This is a genomic window from Pectobacterium cacticida (genome assembly GCF_036885195.1).
Classification (GTDB): Bacteria; Pseudomonadota; Gammaproteobacteria; order Enterobacterales; family Enterobacteriaceae; genus Pectobacterium; species Pectobacterium cacticida.
Genome location: NZ_CP133656.1, coordinates 1,027,670 through 1,043,472, shown reverse-complemented (window position 1 = coordinate 1,043,472; position 15,803 = coordinate 1,027,670). Strand labels below are relative to the sequence as shown.

Annotated in this window: 8 protein-coding genes; 5 read left to right on the top strand and 3 right to left on the bottom strand. The window is 50.2% G+C overall.

The window, feature by feature from the left end; genetic code table 11:
- Positions 1-73: 73 nt before the first annotated feature.
- Positions 74-1,402 carry an isochorismate synthase MenF gene (menF, locus tag RFN81_RS04870; protein WP_264498040.1) on the bottom strand — a complete coding sequence of 443 codons (1,329 nt, stop codon included), beginning with the start codon at positions 1,400-1,402 and terminating at the stop codon, positions 74-76.
- Between the two features lie 557 nt (positions 1,403-1,959).
- Between menF and RFN81_RS04865 the strand changes: the two genes are divergently transcribed.
- Genes RFN81_RS04865 through rcsB form a run of 3 tightly spaced genes read left to right on the top strand, consistent with a single transcriptional unit; the run spans position 1,960 to position 6,498 of the window.
- Positions 1,960-3,129 (top strand): MFS transporter, encoded by a 1,170-nt coding sequence (locus RFN81_RS04865; RefSeq protein ID WP_264498039.1) that lies wholly within the window; start codon positions 1,960-1,962, stop codon positions 3,127-3,129.
- Positions 3,130-3,145: 16 nt separating this feature from the next.
- On the top strand, positions 3,146-5,839 hold the full coding sequence (gene rcsD, locus RFN81_RS04860) for a phosphotransferase RcsD (RefSeq protein ID WP_264498038.1): 2,694 nt from the start codon (positions 3,146-3,148) through the stop codon (positions 5,837-5,839).
- A gap of 8 nt (positions 5,840-5,847) precedes the next feature.
- Complete coding sequence (gene rcsB, locus RFN81_RS04855; protein WP_205551193.1) at positions 5,848-6,498, top strand: response regulator transcription factor RcsB; 651 nt, start codon at positions 5,848-5,850, stop codon at positions 6,496-6,498.
- Between the two features lie 40 nt (positions 6,499-6,538).
- Here the strand turns inward: rcsB and rcsC are convergent, their stop codons facing one another.
- Together rcsC and gyrA are read right to left on the bottom strand one after the other, a co-directional pair.
- Positions 6,539-9,391, bottom strand: a complete 2,853-nt coding sequence (gene rcsC / locus RFN81_RS04850; protein ID WP_264498037.1) for a two-component system sensor histidine kinase RcsC — start codon at positions 9,389-9,391, stop codon at positions 6,539-6,541.
- Positions 9,392-9,506: 115 nt separating this feature from the next.
- Positions 9,507-12,146, bottom strand: a complete 2,640-nt coding sequence (gyrA, locus tag RFN81_RS04845) for a DNA topoisomerase (ATP-hydrolyzing) subunit A (protein WP_264498036.1) — start codon at positions 12,144-12,146, stop codon at positions 9,507-9,509.
- 263 nt (positions 12,147-12,409) lie between these two features.
- Here gyrA and ubiG point away from each other — a divergent pair, with 263 nt between their 5' ends.
- Positions 12,410-13,129, top strand: coding sequence for a bifunctional 2-polyprenyl-6-hydroxyphenol methylase/3-demethylubiquinol 3-O-methyltransferase UbiG (gene ubiG, locus RFN81_RS04840; RefSeq protein ID WP_264498035.1), 720 nt, complete (start codon positions 12,410-12,412; stop codon positions 13,127-13,129).
- Positions 13,130-13,490: 361 nt separating this feature from the next.
- The gene (gene nrdA, locus RFN81_RS04835) at positions 13,491-15,776 is read left to right on the top strand and encodes a class 1a ribonucleoside-diphosphate reductase subunit alpha (RefSeq protein WP_264498034.1); all 2,286 of its coding nucleotides are present in this window, start codon (positions 13,491-13,493) and stop codon (positions 15,774-15,776) included.
- Positions 15,777-15,803 lie beyond the last annotated feature (27 nt).

Below are 15,803 nucleotides of genomic sequence, written 5' to 3'. Positions count from 1 at the left end.
ACTCATTATATTTTTTTTAAACTCACTGACTTTGATATAACCCCGTACTTGGCACAACAAACATAAAACAAAACTATGACATATCACCGTCTAACAGCGATCTAAGCCCGGCAGCTTTGTTTTTCAGCTCCTGCCATTCTTGTTCTGGATCAGATCCCGCGACAATTCCTGCACCGGCGTAAAGCGTCACAATATGATCCTGCACTTGAGCCGAGCGCAACGCCACGCTGAATTCCGTCTGCTGGCGCGAAAGATAACCTGCAGATCCTGCATACCAGCCGCGTTCAAACGGTTCATGTTTTTCGATGAAACGGCGCGCCGCGTGCCGAGGCAAACCGGCAACTGCCGCCGTCGGCTGTAATGCATGCAGGCACGCCGTATCGGATGTGGTACGTAATGTTGCGTGAATAGTACGACGCATATGCTGCACCTTACGCAAACGCACGATTTCCGGCGGCATCACATCCAGCGTCTGTGCTAACGGCTGTAAGCGTTGGCAAATATCGTCGACAACCAACTGATTCTCGCACTGATTTTTGGGATCGTTCAGCAACCAATCGGCCAATTCAGCAGCTCTATTCGCATCGCGATCGCCTGCCACCGTGCCTGCCAGCGCCTCCGTTGCCAATTCCTCTCCCCGACGACGATAAAGCCGCTCCGGGCTAGAACCGAGAAACGCATGGTGGGCGTCGTGCGCCAGCATAAAATGGTAACAATGGTGGTTCACCGCGCGGCTGGCGGCCATAAAGGTGGTAGCCCGTAACGGCTGTGTTAGCGTTAACGTCGTCGCCCGCGCCAGGACAACCTTTTCCATCAACCCAGCGTTGATGTCCTGTAGCGCCCGCCCAAGAAGGTCTACCCATCCCTGATGCGACGGCTGATGCTCTACGGACTGAACCTGAGCATGTAAAGGCGGCAATGGCTCGGATGACAATAGATGGGTAATGAATACCGAGGCATCGGCAGCATCCTGCTGTAATGAGGTTTCGCTGAATAGATTAATGCTCAGACTCAGCCTATTCCCACGACATCGCAGTTCTACTCTGGGTAAAAACAGATACGCTGGCGATGAGATATTGTCAGCTTTCATTTGATTAAAAGCATTCATCCCCCAAATACGCACATCGGGATCGCGCGCCAGCTGAATAAGAAAGGTTTCTGCGTCCTGAATATGGCGAAACTCACGCACCTTGCCGCACAGGACGGTCTCTTCGCGCTCTTGACGATGCTGCCAATAAAATTGCGGATATACCCGTTGAGCCGCTAGCCACGGTAACAACTCGGGCACCTCGCTGAGGCTAAAAGTCAAAGAATGCGAGATTTGTCTGAAGCCCGCGCACGCTGGCTGCGGCTCGCGCAAATCCTGCTGCAAACGCCGCAGCAAGTCGGAAAGTCGTGTCACCTTTACCCCGGAAACCTAACGTAAAGTAAGGGATTATACGGGAAAAAACGGGGGCGGGTGAGAGGTTATGCAAGGCCGCTTAACACCTGTTAATGGGAGACGCCTCACTACATTTTTGCCTCACGCGGTTATTCCTAGCGCCTCTTTCAGTTGGCGTCATTGGCGCCGTCAGTTTGGTCGCGGACAGCGCGCAGAAACCGGAGCGTACACGGAGTACGTGAGGATTTCGAGCACGGCCCTGGGCGAAAATGGCAAGTAAAGCGGGCCTAATGGGATAGGTTCTTACAATCTTAACTTCAGCTATGAACGGATATCGCACCAAACGGCAAAACGGGGAGCCGTGCTCGCTTTAAGATCTTATTTCATCATCATTGTTATTCTCTATTTCTCTATCCCTCTATTTTTCTGCCGATGGTTTCATCGGCATTTTTTTGTGACATCCCCCTTGCTAAATACAGTCCTCCGCCTCTTACTGAGGCGCCAGGATTCTTTCCCTTCGAGCAGCGAGTTATGGTAAAAATAGACCCTTGTGACATTGACCGGATAGTCTTGCCAGAATGAGTAGCACACTGAATGTCGGCCCGTTATTCGTGAACCCGAATATCTCCGGCCAAAAGACCCGGATAGCAACGCGCATCGTCTTCTTTGTCGCGGGTTTTGCTATGGCTTCCTGGGCACCGCTGGTGCCATTTGTCAAAACGCGACTGACCATCAGCGACGCTTCTTTGGGGATGCTATTGCTTTCTCTTGGTATTGGCTCTCTCTTCGCGATGCCGCTAACCGGGTTCCTCACCAACAAGTGGGGATGCCGTCGCGTGATTCTGCTGGCTAGCGCGCTGCTTTGTGTGATATTGCCGACGTTAACCCAGGCCGGAACGCTGCCGCTAATGGCATTAGCACTTCTTTTCTTTGGCATTGCTATCGGTATGATTGATGTCGCGATGAATATTCAGGCCATTATCGTAGAACGCGCCAGCGGTCGGGCAATGATGTCCGGCTTTCATGGTTTCTTTAGCATTGGGGGGATCGTCGGCGCAGGCGGCGTCAGCGCCCTGCTATGGCTTGGTTTGTCCCCATTAAAAGCAATACTGGGGATTGTTGCGCTGGTGTTGATATTCACGGCGATGGCGCAAAAACACCTGCTACGTTCCGCGAATCAGGATAGCGGTAGCCCGTTATTTGTTCTACCACGCGGTTGGGTGATGTTTATCGGTTCGCTGTGCTTTATCATGTTTCTAGCCGAGGGTGCCATATTGGACTGGAGCGCCCTCTTTTTAACCGTCGAACGTAACTTGAGCGGTGCGCAGGCTGGCCTGGGCTATGCGGCGTTTTGCGGCGCAATGACACTCGGTCGGCTAAATGGCGATCGCATCGTTAATCGTGTCGGACGCTACGCTATATTGGCCGGAGGCAGCCTCTGCGCCGCGCTCGGTCTGTTTTTAACGATTGCCGTTGATCATGCCGTAATCGCCATTTTGGGCTTTATGATGGTAGGATTGGGTGCATCAAACGTCGTCCCCATTCTTTTTAGCGCGGCAGGAAACCAGAAAAGCATGTCACCCAATCAGGCCATCGCCTCGATCACGACCGTCGGCTATGCGGGTATTCTGATCGGCCCGACCCTTCTCGGTTTTATTGCGCAGCTCAGTAACCTGGCTATCGCATTCGGGTTTGTTGCACTGCTGCTGTTGGTCGTCAGCGCAAGCGCGCGTGCCGTTGTCCGTTAACCAGGAGCGTCAGTTGATGCCAGCCATGACACTGCGTTATTTTTCTCTCGTTACGATATTGTCTCTCCTGCTTACCGCCACGTTTGGTTATAGCTACATCAACGACGTGTTGGCTGAGAGGAAAAAGACGTTAACCACCATTGCTCAAGGTATACAAAAACGTATCGATACCTATCGTTTTTTTACCTATCAAATATATGGCAAACTGAACAGCACCCCTGCGGTTGACGCCCAAGCGGCGAGCACGACTGCCATTAATTTAATGCCGAATGTTTTTTACGTAGAAAAGAATGGTCAAAAAACAGACGCGCTGATTTTTGGACAGCATAATAAAGAGACATTGGCGTCGGCTTATCGAATCTCGCGCTATCTTGATGTGCTTTGGGGGGCTGAAAATAACGTCTATTCCATGTATTACCTGAACGGTATCGATAACAGCCTCACCATGATTTCTACTCAGACGCTGAAAGATATTTATTCTCAGTTTCGGGGCAATTATATTACGGTTATCGCCGAGTCTCGGCGGACAGAAATGTTGCAACAGGCAAATATACTAGACGAGCGCGAGAGTTTTTCGCCACTGCGTAAGTTGCGATTTTATAACGACTACTATTTTACACTCCTCACTACATTCAATCAGCCTGGCCATCTGGCAACGATTCTTGCTTTCGATCTGCCGATTAACGATCTCATTCCAAATTCGCTCCCGCGCGAGCGTCTGATGCTAAAGCCGGATACACCGGCTGCCAGCAGCCAGGATAGCAACAACACTGGTGAGGACGTGGCCAGCGTGGAGCTTCGCGGTGATAATATCGACATTTCCGCTACGCTCGTTAATGCGCCGCTAAAAATCGTCTTTCAGATGCCCGTCAGAAGCCTGGTTATCGATTCTCTGCGTAATAATGTCTGGTTTCTGTTATTGAACCTGATGCTACTGAGTTTATCCATTGCTGGCTTTTATCTTTTCCGCCGTAAATATGCACAGCCTAGCGAAACGGCCGCGCCCCAATTGGAAAAGGAACTGGATATTTACCGCGAAACCACCAGCAAAATTCCGATGGGGGTACTGGTTTATGATTTCAGTAGCAATAAAGTCGTCATACAAAATGAGCGCGTAGAACGCCTGCTCCCGCACCTTAGCCTGCAAAAAATCGCTAATATGGCAGACGAGCATCAAGGCGTTATTCAGGTCACAATTAATAACGAAATGTATGAAATCCGCCTAATACATAGTCAGCATGCGCCGGAGTATTGCCTATTCCTGTTGCGTGAACAGGACAAAGAGATTCAGGTACAGCGGCAATTACTGCTGGCTCAGCGGGAGTATGAAAAGAATATTCATGCCCGAAAATGCTTATTCCAGAACCTACTCAGCGAATGCACTCAGCCGCTGAACACGCTGCAACAGCATATTGACACATTACACCACTGCGAGACGGAAACCGAACAGACGGCAATACTTCATCAGCTAACGGCGGATATCCATTGTGCTATCGAGCTACTGGAAAATATCGCCCTGCATGAAAAATTGGAAGCGCAGGAATGGCATGCCGTCACTGAAAGTTTCTCGCCGCGGGCGTTAATGGATGCCGTTCTGCTTGAATTGCTACCACGATTGCGACAGAAGGGATTGGCTTTATTTCATCATTACCATCTGGAGAGTAACCAAACATACCGGGGTGACGCCGAACTGCTGAAAAAAACACTGGCGCTGCTGCTGAATTATTCGGTGACCAATACAGATTACGGCAAGATTACGGTGTCGGTAGATAGAAAAGAAAATCAGCCGGACACGCTGATTATCCAAATCAGCGATACGGGAACCAATATTTCAGACAAAGAACAGGAAAATATCCAACATCCTTTTCTCCACCCCACCGCATCCGATCGTTTCAAGCGAAATTCAGGATTGACCTTATTTTTGTGTAATCAGCTCTGTAATAAACTGGGGGGTAACTTAACCATTAACAGTAAACCAGGGTTAGGTACACATTATATTTTAACGCTAAAACTAGAACCGGAAGCGCGCCCTGTTGAAGAAGAAAAGCTGTTGGATGGTATGACTATCCTATTGGATATTACGTCTGAAGAAGTACAGCATATTGTCGGCAATATGTTAATCGGCTGGGGGGCTAACTATCTGGTTAGCGATGAACGCCAGGTGAACCAGAAAGCCGATATATATATTACTGACGACCCACAGAATAAGGCCGAATACACGCTGCTATTAAGTCATGACGATGACGCAATAACGCCAGTGGGCCCGCGCCGTTTAAGGGTGAATTATAATATCAGCCACCTCCTTTTGGAGGCATTACTTCAGCTGATCGAGTTACAACTGGAAACCTCTCCCGATACGCTACAGGAAAGAGGACGGGATGATGTCGAATTTTATGCAACACAATTGGCATCAAGCGACTATTACTCGCTGTTCGTGGAGACAGTACCAGATGATTTAAAGAGGCTGTATACTGAAGCGACAGCAGGCGATTTCCCGTCACTTTCGCAGACGGCACATCGGCTGAAAGGCGTGTTTGCTATGCTGAATCTTCACCCCGGTAAGCAGCAGTGTGAACAACTTGAACAGCATATCATCGCGCGTGATAGTGAACAGATAGAGGCTAGCCTTCGTGAAATAGATAGATTTGTCAATGCATTACTATCCCCAAGAGAGCCTAAAGGGCAGCAAGGTAGCCAACAAGATGAGTAACCTAAACGATGAGTAACCTAAACGTAATTATTGCCGACGATCATCCTATTGTCCTTTTTGGCATCAAAAAATCTCTTGAGCAGATTGAGTGGGTCAATGTCGTTGGCGAATTTGAAGACTCTACAGCGCTAATCAACAACCTGTCTAAACTGGATGCTAACGTCTTAATTACCGACCTTTCTATGCCTGGCGACAAATACGGTGATGGCATTACCCTCATTAAATACATTAAGCGCCATTTTCCCCATCTTTCCATTATTGTTCTCACCATGAATAATAATCCCGCCATCCTAAGCGCCGTGCTGGATTTAGATATCGAAGGCATCGTGCTGAAACAGGGTGCGCCAACCGATTTACCCAAGGCGCTGGCGGCCCTGCAAAAAGGGAAGAAATTTACACCCGATAGCGTCTCCAAAGTGTTGGAGAAAATCAGCGCCAGCGGCTATGGCGATAAACGCCTTTCTCCGAAAGAGAGTGAAGTACTTCGCTTGTTTGCTGAAGGCTTCTTAGTCACTGAAATCGCTAAAAAACTCAACCGCAGTATTAAAACGATCAGCAGCCAGAAGAAGTCAGCGATGACCAAACTCGGCGTCGAAAACGATATAGCTTTGCTTAACTACCTGTCTTCCGTTAATGGCGGCGCGACACAGGTCGACTAAGCGCCTCTTCATCACCTGTACCAGCAACCGCCGGTGCAGGTTATTCCGCGTCTGTTCGCGCCTGCCGCACCACATTGCTGTAATACGCCAGTGCCTGTTGCAAGGTATCTAACGTCACTGGTTTTGACAAACAGTGATCCATCCCGGCGCCAAGACAACGGTTACGTTCTTCCGCTAACGCATTCGCCGTTACGCCAATCACCGGAAAACGAAGCCCTTGCGCACGGATACGCTGGGTAAATAAATAACCATCCATATTCGGCATATTGACATCCGTCAGCACGATATCAATATGGTGATGACCCAATACGCTTAACCCATCGACGCCATCATTCGCCGTTATCACCTGATAGCCCAGAGAAACGAGTTGATCGGCAAGCAGTCGGCGATTGATAGGATGATCGTCAACCACCAGGATCATGATGTCGTTATTCCCGGCCTGGTCATAGCGCGTCAGCGGCGGTGAATTCTCGACACGCGTCCGGTCCTCATTTTCGGAACGATAAATTTTTTCAAGCAGATCGGGCAGGTGCTGCGGCGTGGATGTTCCTTGTACCCAATGGCCTGTGCTCACTTCCTGAGCTTGTCCGGTATGAGCCCCACTCAACATGATATGCGCTCGGACGGTGACGTCTTCTTCTGGCAGAAAATCGCCAACCATGACATCTTCCGGCGATACGGCTTGATTCTGATAACGCGCGACCTGCATCCCACGATCTTGTAACAGCCTGAATAAATAAGCCTCAAGCCGGGCATTACGTATTCTCAGCCAACACTTTTTCCCTTGTAAGCTGGCGCTGATCGCCGCGGGAGCATAGCGGGCTTGATACAAGGGAATTCTGACGCCAAATAGGCTGCCGAGCCCCGGTTCCGACTCAATGGTAATATCCCCATCCATCAAATTAACCAGTTTTTCACAAATTGCCAGACCTAACCCCGTCCCCTGAAAATGACGTTGAACACCGCTCCCAGCCTGGAAAAAAGGATCGAACAGCTTCACCGCTTCGCGCGACTGAATGCCCATACCGGTATCACGTACTACAAATTCCAAATACCCATCACGGCAGCCAACGCTAAAAATGATGCACCCCGTATCCGTGAATTTGATAGCATTGCTGAGCAAATTAGACAACACCTGCTGTAAACTAACGGGATCGCCAAACAGGCAAATCGGCACATTAGGATCGATAAAGCAGTACAAGGTCAGGCGCTTTTTTACCACGAGCGGAAGGTAATTGCTGGTGATATGGCTAATGACTTCATGAGGCGCGAATTCACACGGCTCTATCTTCAATTGCTCCGATTCGATCTTGGAAAAATCAAGAATATCGCTGATGATCTTCAGCAGCAGCGAGGAAGAATTATTCATTGCCGCGACCAGGCGATTGGCGTCCGGGGGGAGCGACTTGGTTTGTAGCAAATCGAGGTTACCAATAATACCGTAAAGCGGTGTCCGTAATTCATGGCTGACGGTGGCAAGGAACATCGATTTCGACTGACTTGCCTGCTCGGCGGCATTCGCCATTTCCTGTAGCGACTCTTCCATTTTTACCCGAGCGCTAACATCCAGTAGCACACAGATCGCCACATTCTCATTGCGATAACGCGAATGGACAAAGCTGATTTGCAAGTGGTGATTACGACTGGTCACGACATCCACAAAGGTAGACTGCTGCTCACAGATAATGCGGGTAATGCGTACCCTATCCTCATGGGTCAATAGACTGAGATAGTTATGCGCCAATTCATTACTGAGGATATTAGTGCCGTCATGAATACGCAGAATACAAATCCCTACGGGTGCCGATGCGACAATCTTACGGTTGAATTGCTCATTTTCCTCTAGCTGAAACGCATTTACCTCCGCGGGCAACAGCATTTTTCGCTCAAAAATCCGCGCCAGCACGAACAGCAAGACCGCCGACGAAAGGTTCAGCACAAGCATGTTGATCATCAGTCCGCTGATATAGGATAGCAGCACCTTTAAAGGCAACGAATACACGATGCTAAATGAAGTTGGCGGCAACGCCTTTTTCAAAATAAGTTCATTATAACCATTGATATAACCAAAAAAATTTGGCTCGGGAGGATAGCTATCTACCGTTGAAACATCCTGCGTTTTATCATTGGAAAATTGTAAAACTACCTGATTATATTGATCCAATAGTTTGGCACTAATCGGATATTTTCCGACGAAGGTGAAATCATCCATACGCATTGTCTGTTCAACGCCCAGAATCACTTCCAGTTTGTTATTCACATAAATGGGCGTCAGCGCATACAAGTAGCCGACATCCGGGTCAGATGTCGGCGTAATCCAATAGTGCGTTTCATCGCGCCCGGTCTGGGTAAAATTATTTTGCTCCTGGAATCTAGCTTGCAGATTCTTTAGCAAATTATCGAGGTCAATAAACTGATTACGAATACTAAAGTCAACAACACAGCGCCGATCGGCACTGACGAGAAAAAATCGATTAAGATCGTAGATAGCAGAAAAATTATCCTGCCAATCGTGTAAAAATCGGCCTAACAAAAGCGGCATAGTGCTTCCACTATGCTGCCTGGAGCAGATGGCGCCAGGGACTAGCGCATGCATGGAGGCTTGAGGATCCTCGCCCATCGTCGGCATAGTTTCCTGCTGAGCCAATACCAGGCGATGGGCCGCCAGACTCTTGAGTTCGCGCACAATATCCGACACATGCCGCACATATCCTTGCGACTGATCGAAGCTAAGATTAAACGCCTGCCGCAATTCCGACTCTTTTTTATTTAATTCGTGAGTCAGGTAAAAAATGGATATCAATGCCCCCAACACCCACAGCATAACCGCCAGAACCCGGAATAAATAACGGGAAACTTTTAATGTGGTATGAAATGAGGCGAGATATTTCAAGTGGATACCGTTAAATGATGGAAGAACCCATTTGTTGATACACTACCGAGAGTCGATAAAAAAAGCCAGCGCGTCGCGCTGGCCTATTCTGCCCATTTTGGGTTAATGAAACAGCTTATTCATCATCTTCAGCGACATCGTCATCGCCATCAATGTCGTCAACACCATCGTCGTCTTCGACAATATCGCCCTCAACGCTCACGACACCATCCAGCTCTTCCTCTTCCACGGGTTCAGCAACACGTTGCAGGCCGACGACATGTTCGTCTTCCGCCGTCCGAATCAGCGTTACGCCCTGCGTGTTACGGCCAACGATGCTGACCTCTGACACCCGGGTGCGCACCAATGTGCCTGCATCGGTAATCATCATGATCTGGTCTGCGGTATCGACCTGCACAGCGCCCACCACTTTACCGTTGCGTTCGCTGACCTTAATAGAGATAACCCCTTTGGTCGCACGCGATTTGGTCGGATATTCGCTCACAGCAGTACGTTTGCCAAAGCCATTTTGCGTAACGGTTAGAATATCGCCTTCACCGCGAGGAATGATCAGCGAGACTACGCGATCGTCACCTTGCAAGTTGATACCACGCACCCCCATTGCCGTACGGCCCATGGAGCGCACCGCCTGCTCGGAAAAGCGAACCACTTTACCTTCCGCAGAAAACAGCATGACTTCATCACTGCCATCGGTCAGATCAACGCCAATCAACTCGTCACCATCGTTCAGATTCACCGCGATGATACCCGCACTACGTGGACGACTAAATTCTGTCAGCGCCGTTTTCTTCACCGTTCCGCTGGCGGTCGCCATGAAGATGTGACGCCCTTCCTCGTATTCACGTACCGGCAGAATCGCGGTAATACGTTCATTCGGCTCAAGCGGCAGCAGATTAACAATTGGACGACCGCGCGCGCCACGGCTGGCCTCCGGCAATTGGTACACCTTCATCCAGTACAGGCGCCCCCGGCTGGAGAAGCACAAAATCGTGTCATGAGTGTTCGCCACCAGCAAACGATCGATAAAGTCTTCTTCCTTAATACGCGCGGCTGATTTACCACGACCACCACGACGTTGAGCTTCGTAGTCGCTAAGCGGCTGATACTTCACGTAACCTTGGTGAGACAGCGTAACAACAACATCTTCTTGGTTGATCAGATCTTCGATGTTGATATCAGCCGTGTTCGCCGTGATTTCCGTACGGCGTTCGTCGCTGTATTGCGTTTTGATCGCCTCCAGCTCTTCACGGATAACTTCCATCAGACGGTCGGGGCTATTGAGGATATAAAGCAGTTCGGCGATCTCCGCCAGCAATGCTTTATATTCATCTAGCAGTTTCTCGTGCTCCATGCCGGTCAATTTCTGCAGGCGTAGATCCAGAATCGCCTGCGCCTGTTGTTCCGTCAGGTAGTAGTGGCCCTCGCGGATACCAAATTCAGGATCCAGCCACTCAGGACGCGCCGCATCATCGCCTGCACGCTCTAACATGGTGGCGACGCTGCCTAATTCCCACGCTTGCGCAATCAGTGAGGCCTTCGCTTCTGCGGGGGAAGCAGCACGACGAATCAGTTCGATAATCGGATCAATGTTCGCCAAAGCGATCGCCAGACCTTCCAAAATATGGGCGCGGTCACGGGCTTTTCGCAGTTCAAAAATAGTACGACGCGTCACGACTTCTCGACGGTGACGCACAAACGCCGCCAGAATGTCCTTTAACGGCATGATCTTCGGCTGGCCCTGATGTAACGCCACCATATTGATGCCGAATGACGTTTGGAGCTGTGTCTGCGAATACAGGTTATTCAGCACCACTTCGCCTACGGCGTCGCGTTTGATCTCAATGACGATACGCATGCCATCTTTATCAGATTCGTCCCGCAGCGCGCTAATGCCGTCAATGCGCTTGTCTTTAACCAATTCGGCGATTTTCTCTATCAGACGCGCTTTGTTCACCTGATACGGAATTTCATGCACGATGATGGTTTCACGTCCGGTTTTTTCGTCCGCTTCCACCTCGGCACGCGCCCGAATGTAAATTTTGCCACGCCCGGTACGATAGGCTTCTTCAATGCCGCGTCGGCCATTAATGATCGCCGCCGTCGGGAAATCCGGGCCGGTGATATGTTCCATCAGCCCTTCAAGGCTAATGTTTTCATCGTCGATATAGGCCAGACAGCCGTTAACCACTTCTGTCAGGTTGTGCGGCGGAATGTTGGTGGCCATCCCAACAGCGATACCGGAAGAACCGTTAACCAGTAGGTTAGGAATACGCGTAGGCATGACGTCAGGAATCTGCTCGGTGCCGTCATAGTTCGGCACAAAATCGACCGTCTCTTTGTCGAGATCGGCCAGCAGCTCATGGGCGATTTTCGCCATGCGAATTTCGGTATAACGCATTGCCGCCGCGGAGTCGCCGTCAATCGAACCAAAGTTGCCCTGACCATCGACCAGCATATAACGCAATGAAAAAGGCTGCGCCATACGCACGATAGTTTCATAGACGGCGGAATCGCCGTGCGGGTGGTATTTACCGATGACATCCCCGACGACACGGGCGGATTTTTTATACGGTTTATTCCAGTCGTTACCCAGTACGCTCATCGCATACAGTACGCGGCGGTGTACCGGTTTCAGTCCATCACGAACATCTGGTAATGCGCGCCCGACAATTACGGACATCGCATAATCCAAATATGAGCTTTTCAGCTCGTCTTCAATGTTGACCGGTGTGATTTCTCTGGCAAGGTCGCTCATGGAGCCGCTATCCCTCTATTTAGGCATCTACCCGTGTTCAGAAACGTGAACCGTTCAGAAAAGGTGAACTGTTCAAAAGGTGAAAAATTATATCACAAACCGCCGTTTCGGGGGAAACTCCCTTACGCTTGGGATAGACGCGTTCCCCGATGTCATGCCGATCGTTTGAGGATCGGGATATCGGGGCGGCCACGGCGCTGCGCAGGCGTCATGAAGAGAGTATACTCACGGCGGTAAACGATGACGAAAGGCCGTGATGACCCATGAATGTAGAAAATCAAACTCCGAATGTTGACCAGCAGGAGATTGCCAAATTTTCCGCCATCGCCTCGCGCTGGTGGGATTTAGAAGGCGAATTCAAACCCTTACACCGTATTAATCCGCTACGGCTGGGTTATATTTCTGAGCATGCGGAAGGCCTGTTCGGCAAGAACGTGTTGGACGTCGGCTGCGGTGGCGGCATTCTGGCGGAAAGCATGGCGCGCGAAGGCGGCAACGTCACTGGCTTGGATATGGGGGCCGAACCGCTACAGGTCGCGCGTCTGCATGCCCTGGAAAGCGGCGTCACCGTCGATTATGTGCAGGAAACGGTAGAGGCGCACGCGCTCGCGCATCCCGGCCACTACGATGTCGTCACCTGCATGGAAATGCTGGAACACGTTCCCGATCCGCAATCGGTAGTACAAGCCTGCGCTACCTTGGTCAGACCTGGAGGACACGTCTTTTTCTCGACCATCAACCGCAATGCCAAGGCGTGGCTGATGGCGGTAATTGGCGCGGAATATGTATTAAATATGGTGCCGCGCGGCACGCACGATATTAAGAAATTCATTCGTCCGGCCGAGCTAATGCATTGGATTGATGGGACGCCGCTGCGGGAAAAGCATATCATCGGGCTGCACTACAACCCGTTGACGGATCGCTTTACGCTTGGGCGAAATGTGGATGTAAACTACATGCTGCACACGCGCCATGAAAAATAGCGTTAACTCAGAGTAATCTTAAATGCGGCGCGGCTTTTTTAGCCGCGCTATTTTCGTTTTCTGCTGTCAAAATCAGCAAAGTCTCCGTGCTTTCTTTTTCTTATCAAATGTCAGAATAACGTTGACATCGCTACAGGCCTTATCGAATGAGGTTTTTAACAATTCGCCGTTTCTCAATCCTCAAAATTCATAAAAATCAACCCTTGTTCTTCAACGAATCCCAACTACAATACGCATCATGTAGTAGCCATTTTGCAAAAAATATCTATATCTAGTATTTATCCACAGAGTTAGTCACAGCGCTGATTCTGTGAATAAACAGGGGATATTTTTTATTTTTCACCAACAGGTAAATCCCAACATGAACCAAAGCTTGCTCGTTACTAAACGCGATGGTAGTAAAGAAAAAATCAATTTAGACAAAATCCACCGCGTCATTACTTGGGCCGCAGAAGGTTTACACAATGTCTCCGTCTCTCAGGTTGAACTGCGTTCGCACATTCAGTTTTATGACAGCATCAAAACCTCTGATATTCATGAAACCATCATCAAGGCCGCTGCCGATCTGATCTCGCGCGAAAGCCCGGATTACCAATATTTAGCCGCGCGTCTGGCCATCTTCCATCTGCGCAAAAAAGCCTATGGCCAGTTCGAACCACCTGCCCTACTCACCCACGTCACTAGGATGGTGGAACTGGGCAAGTACGACAAGCACCTGCTGGAAGACTATAGCCCGGAAGAATTCGCGCAGATGGACACCTTTATCGATCACTGGCGCGACATGAATTTTTCTTACGCTGCGGTTAAACAGTTGGAAGGGAAATATCTGGTACAAAACCGCGTCACGGGCGATATCTACGAAAGTGCGCAATTTCTATACATGCTAGTCGCCGCGTGCCTGTTTTCCAGCTATCCACGGGAAACGCGTCTGGATTACGTCAAACGCTTTTATGACGCCATTTCCACATTCAAAATTTCGCTGCCGACGCCGATCATGGCGGGTGTGCGCACGCCAACACGCCAGTTTAGTTCCTGCGTATTAATCGAATGTGGCGACAGCCTGGATTCCATTAATGCCACCTCAAGCGCCATCGTGAAATACGTTTCCCAGCGTGCCGGCATCGGCATCAACGCGGGTCGTATTCGCGCACTCGGCAGCCCGATTCGCGGTGGCGAAGCGTTTCATACGGGATGCATCCCTTTTTACAAACACTTCCAGACGGCGGTGAAATCCTGCTCTCAGGGCGGTGTACGCGGTGGGGCTGCCACCCTGTTCTACCCATTGTGGCATCTGGAAGTAGAAAGCCTGCTGGTGCTGAAAAACAACCGTGGCGTAGAAGGCAACCGCGTTCGTCACCTCGACTACGGCGTTCAGTTGAACAAACTGATGTACCAGCGTCTGGTAAAAGGTGAAGAGATCACATTGTTCAGCCCCTCCGATGTGCCAGGGCTATATGACGCCTTCTTTGCCGATCAGGATGAATTCGAGCGACTGTACGTACAATACGAGCAGAATGCCCGTATTCGTCAAAAACGCATTAAAGCGGTCGAACTGTTCTCATTAATGATGCAGGAGCGCGCCTCCACAGGGCGTATCTATATTCAGAATGTCGACCACTGCAACACACACAGTCCGTTTGACCCTCAGGTTGCGCCAGTGCGCCAGTCCAACCTGTGCCTGGAAATCGCGTTACCGACTAAGCCGCTAAACGACGTGAATGACGCTGGCGGTGAAATCGCCCTGTGTACACTGTCGGCCTTCAACCTTGGCGCCATTAATCATCTGGATGATTTGGAAGAGTTGGCAACGCTGGCCGTCCGCGCGCTGGATGCCCTACTGGATTATCAGGATTACCCTATTCCTGCGGCAGAGCGTGGCGCGATGGGGCGCCGCACGCTGGGTATTGGCGTGATCAATTTTGCCTATTATCTGGCGAAAAACGGCGTACGCTACTCCGACGGTAGCGCCAATGGTCTGACGCACAAAACATTTGAAGCGATTCAATACTATTTGCTGAAGGCATCTAATGAGCTGGCCCGCGAGCAAGGCGCCTGTCCGTGGTTCAATGAAACGACCTATGCGCAAGGTATTCTGCCTATCGATACCTACAAACGTGATCTGGATGCGATTTGCGATGAACCGCTGCATTACGACTGGGAAACGCTGCGTAACGATATTAAAACGTTCGGTTTGCGTAACTCTACGCTGTCGGCGCTGATGCCGTCTGAAACGTCGTCTCAGATCTCCAACGCCACTAATGGTATTGAACCACCACGAGGACATATCAGCGTTAAAGCGTCTAAAGACGGCATTCTGCGCCAGGTGGTGCCGGAATACGAAACGCTAAAAGACGCCTACGAGCTGCTGTGGGATATGCCCAATAATGACGGCTATCTGCAATTGGTGGGGCTGATGCAGAAATTTGTCGATCAGGCTATCTCCTCCAACACCAACTACGATCCGTCACGTTTTCCGTCTGGACGAGTGCCGATGAAACAGTTGCTGAAAGATCTGGTCACGGCCTACAAATACGGCGTGAAAACGCTGTATTACCAAAACACCCGTGACGGCGCCGAAGATGCTCAAGACGATTTGCAGGCAGAGCCACAGGACGACGGCTGCGAAGGCGGCGCGTGTAAGATTTAAGCCAAAAACAAAAGACGGCAATACTGC

Coding starts and splice junctions, on each gene's coding strand:
- RFN81_RS04865 (WP_264498039.1), top strand. CDS start 1,960: ATGAGTAGCACACTGAATGTCGGCCCGTTATTCGTGAACCCGAATATC.
- rcsD (WP_264498038.1), top strand. CDS start 3,146: ATGCCAGCCATGACACTGCGTTATTTTTCTCTCGTTACGATATTGTCT.
- rcsB (WP_205551193.1), top strand. CDS start 5,848: ATGAGTAACCTAAACGTAATTATTGCCGACGATCATCCTATTGTCCTT.
- gyrA (WP_264498036.1), bottom strand. CDS start 12,146: ATGAGCGACCTTGCCAGAGAAATCACACCGGTCAACATTGAAGACGAG.
- ubiG (WP_264498035.1), top strand. CDS start 12,410: ATGAATGTAGAAAATCAAACTCCGAATGTTGACCAGCAGGAGATTGCC.
- nrdA (WP_264498034.1), top strand. CDS start 13,491: ATGAACCAAAGCTTGCTCGTTACTAAACGCGATGGTAGTAAAGAAAAA.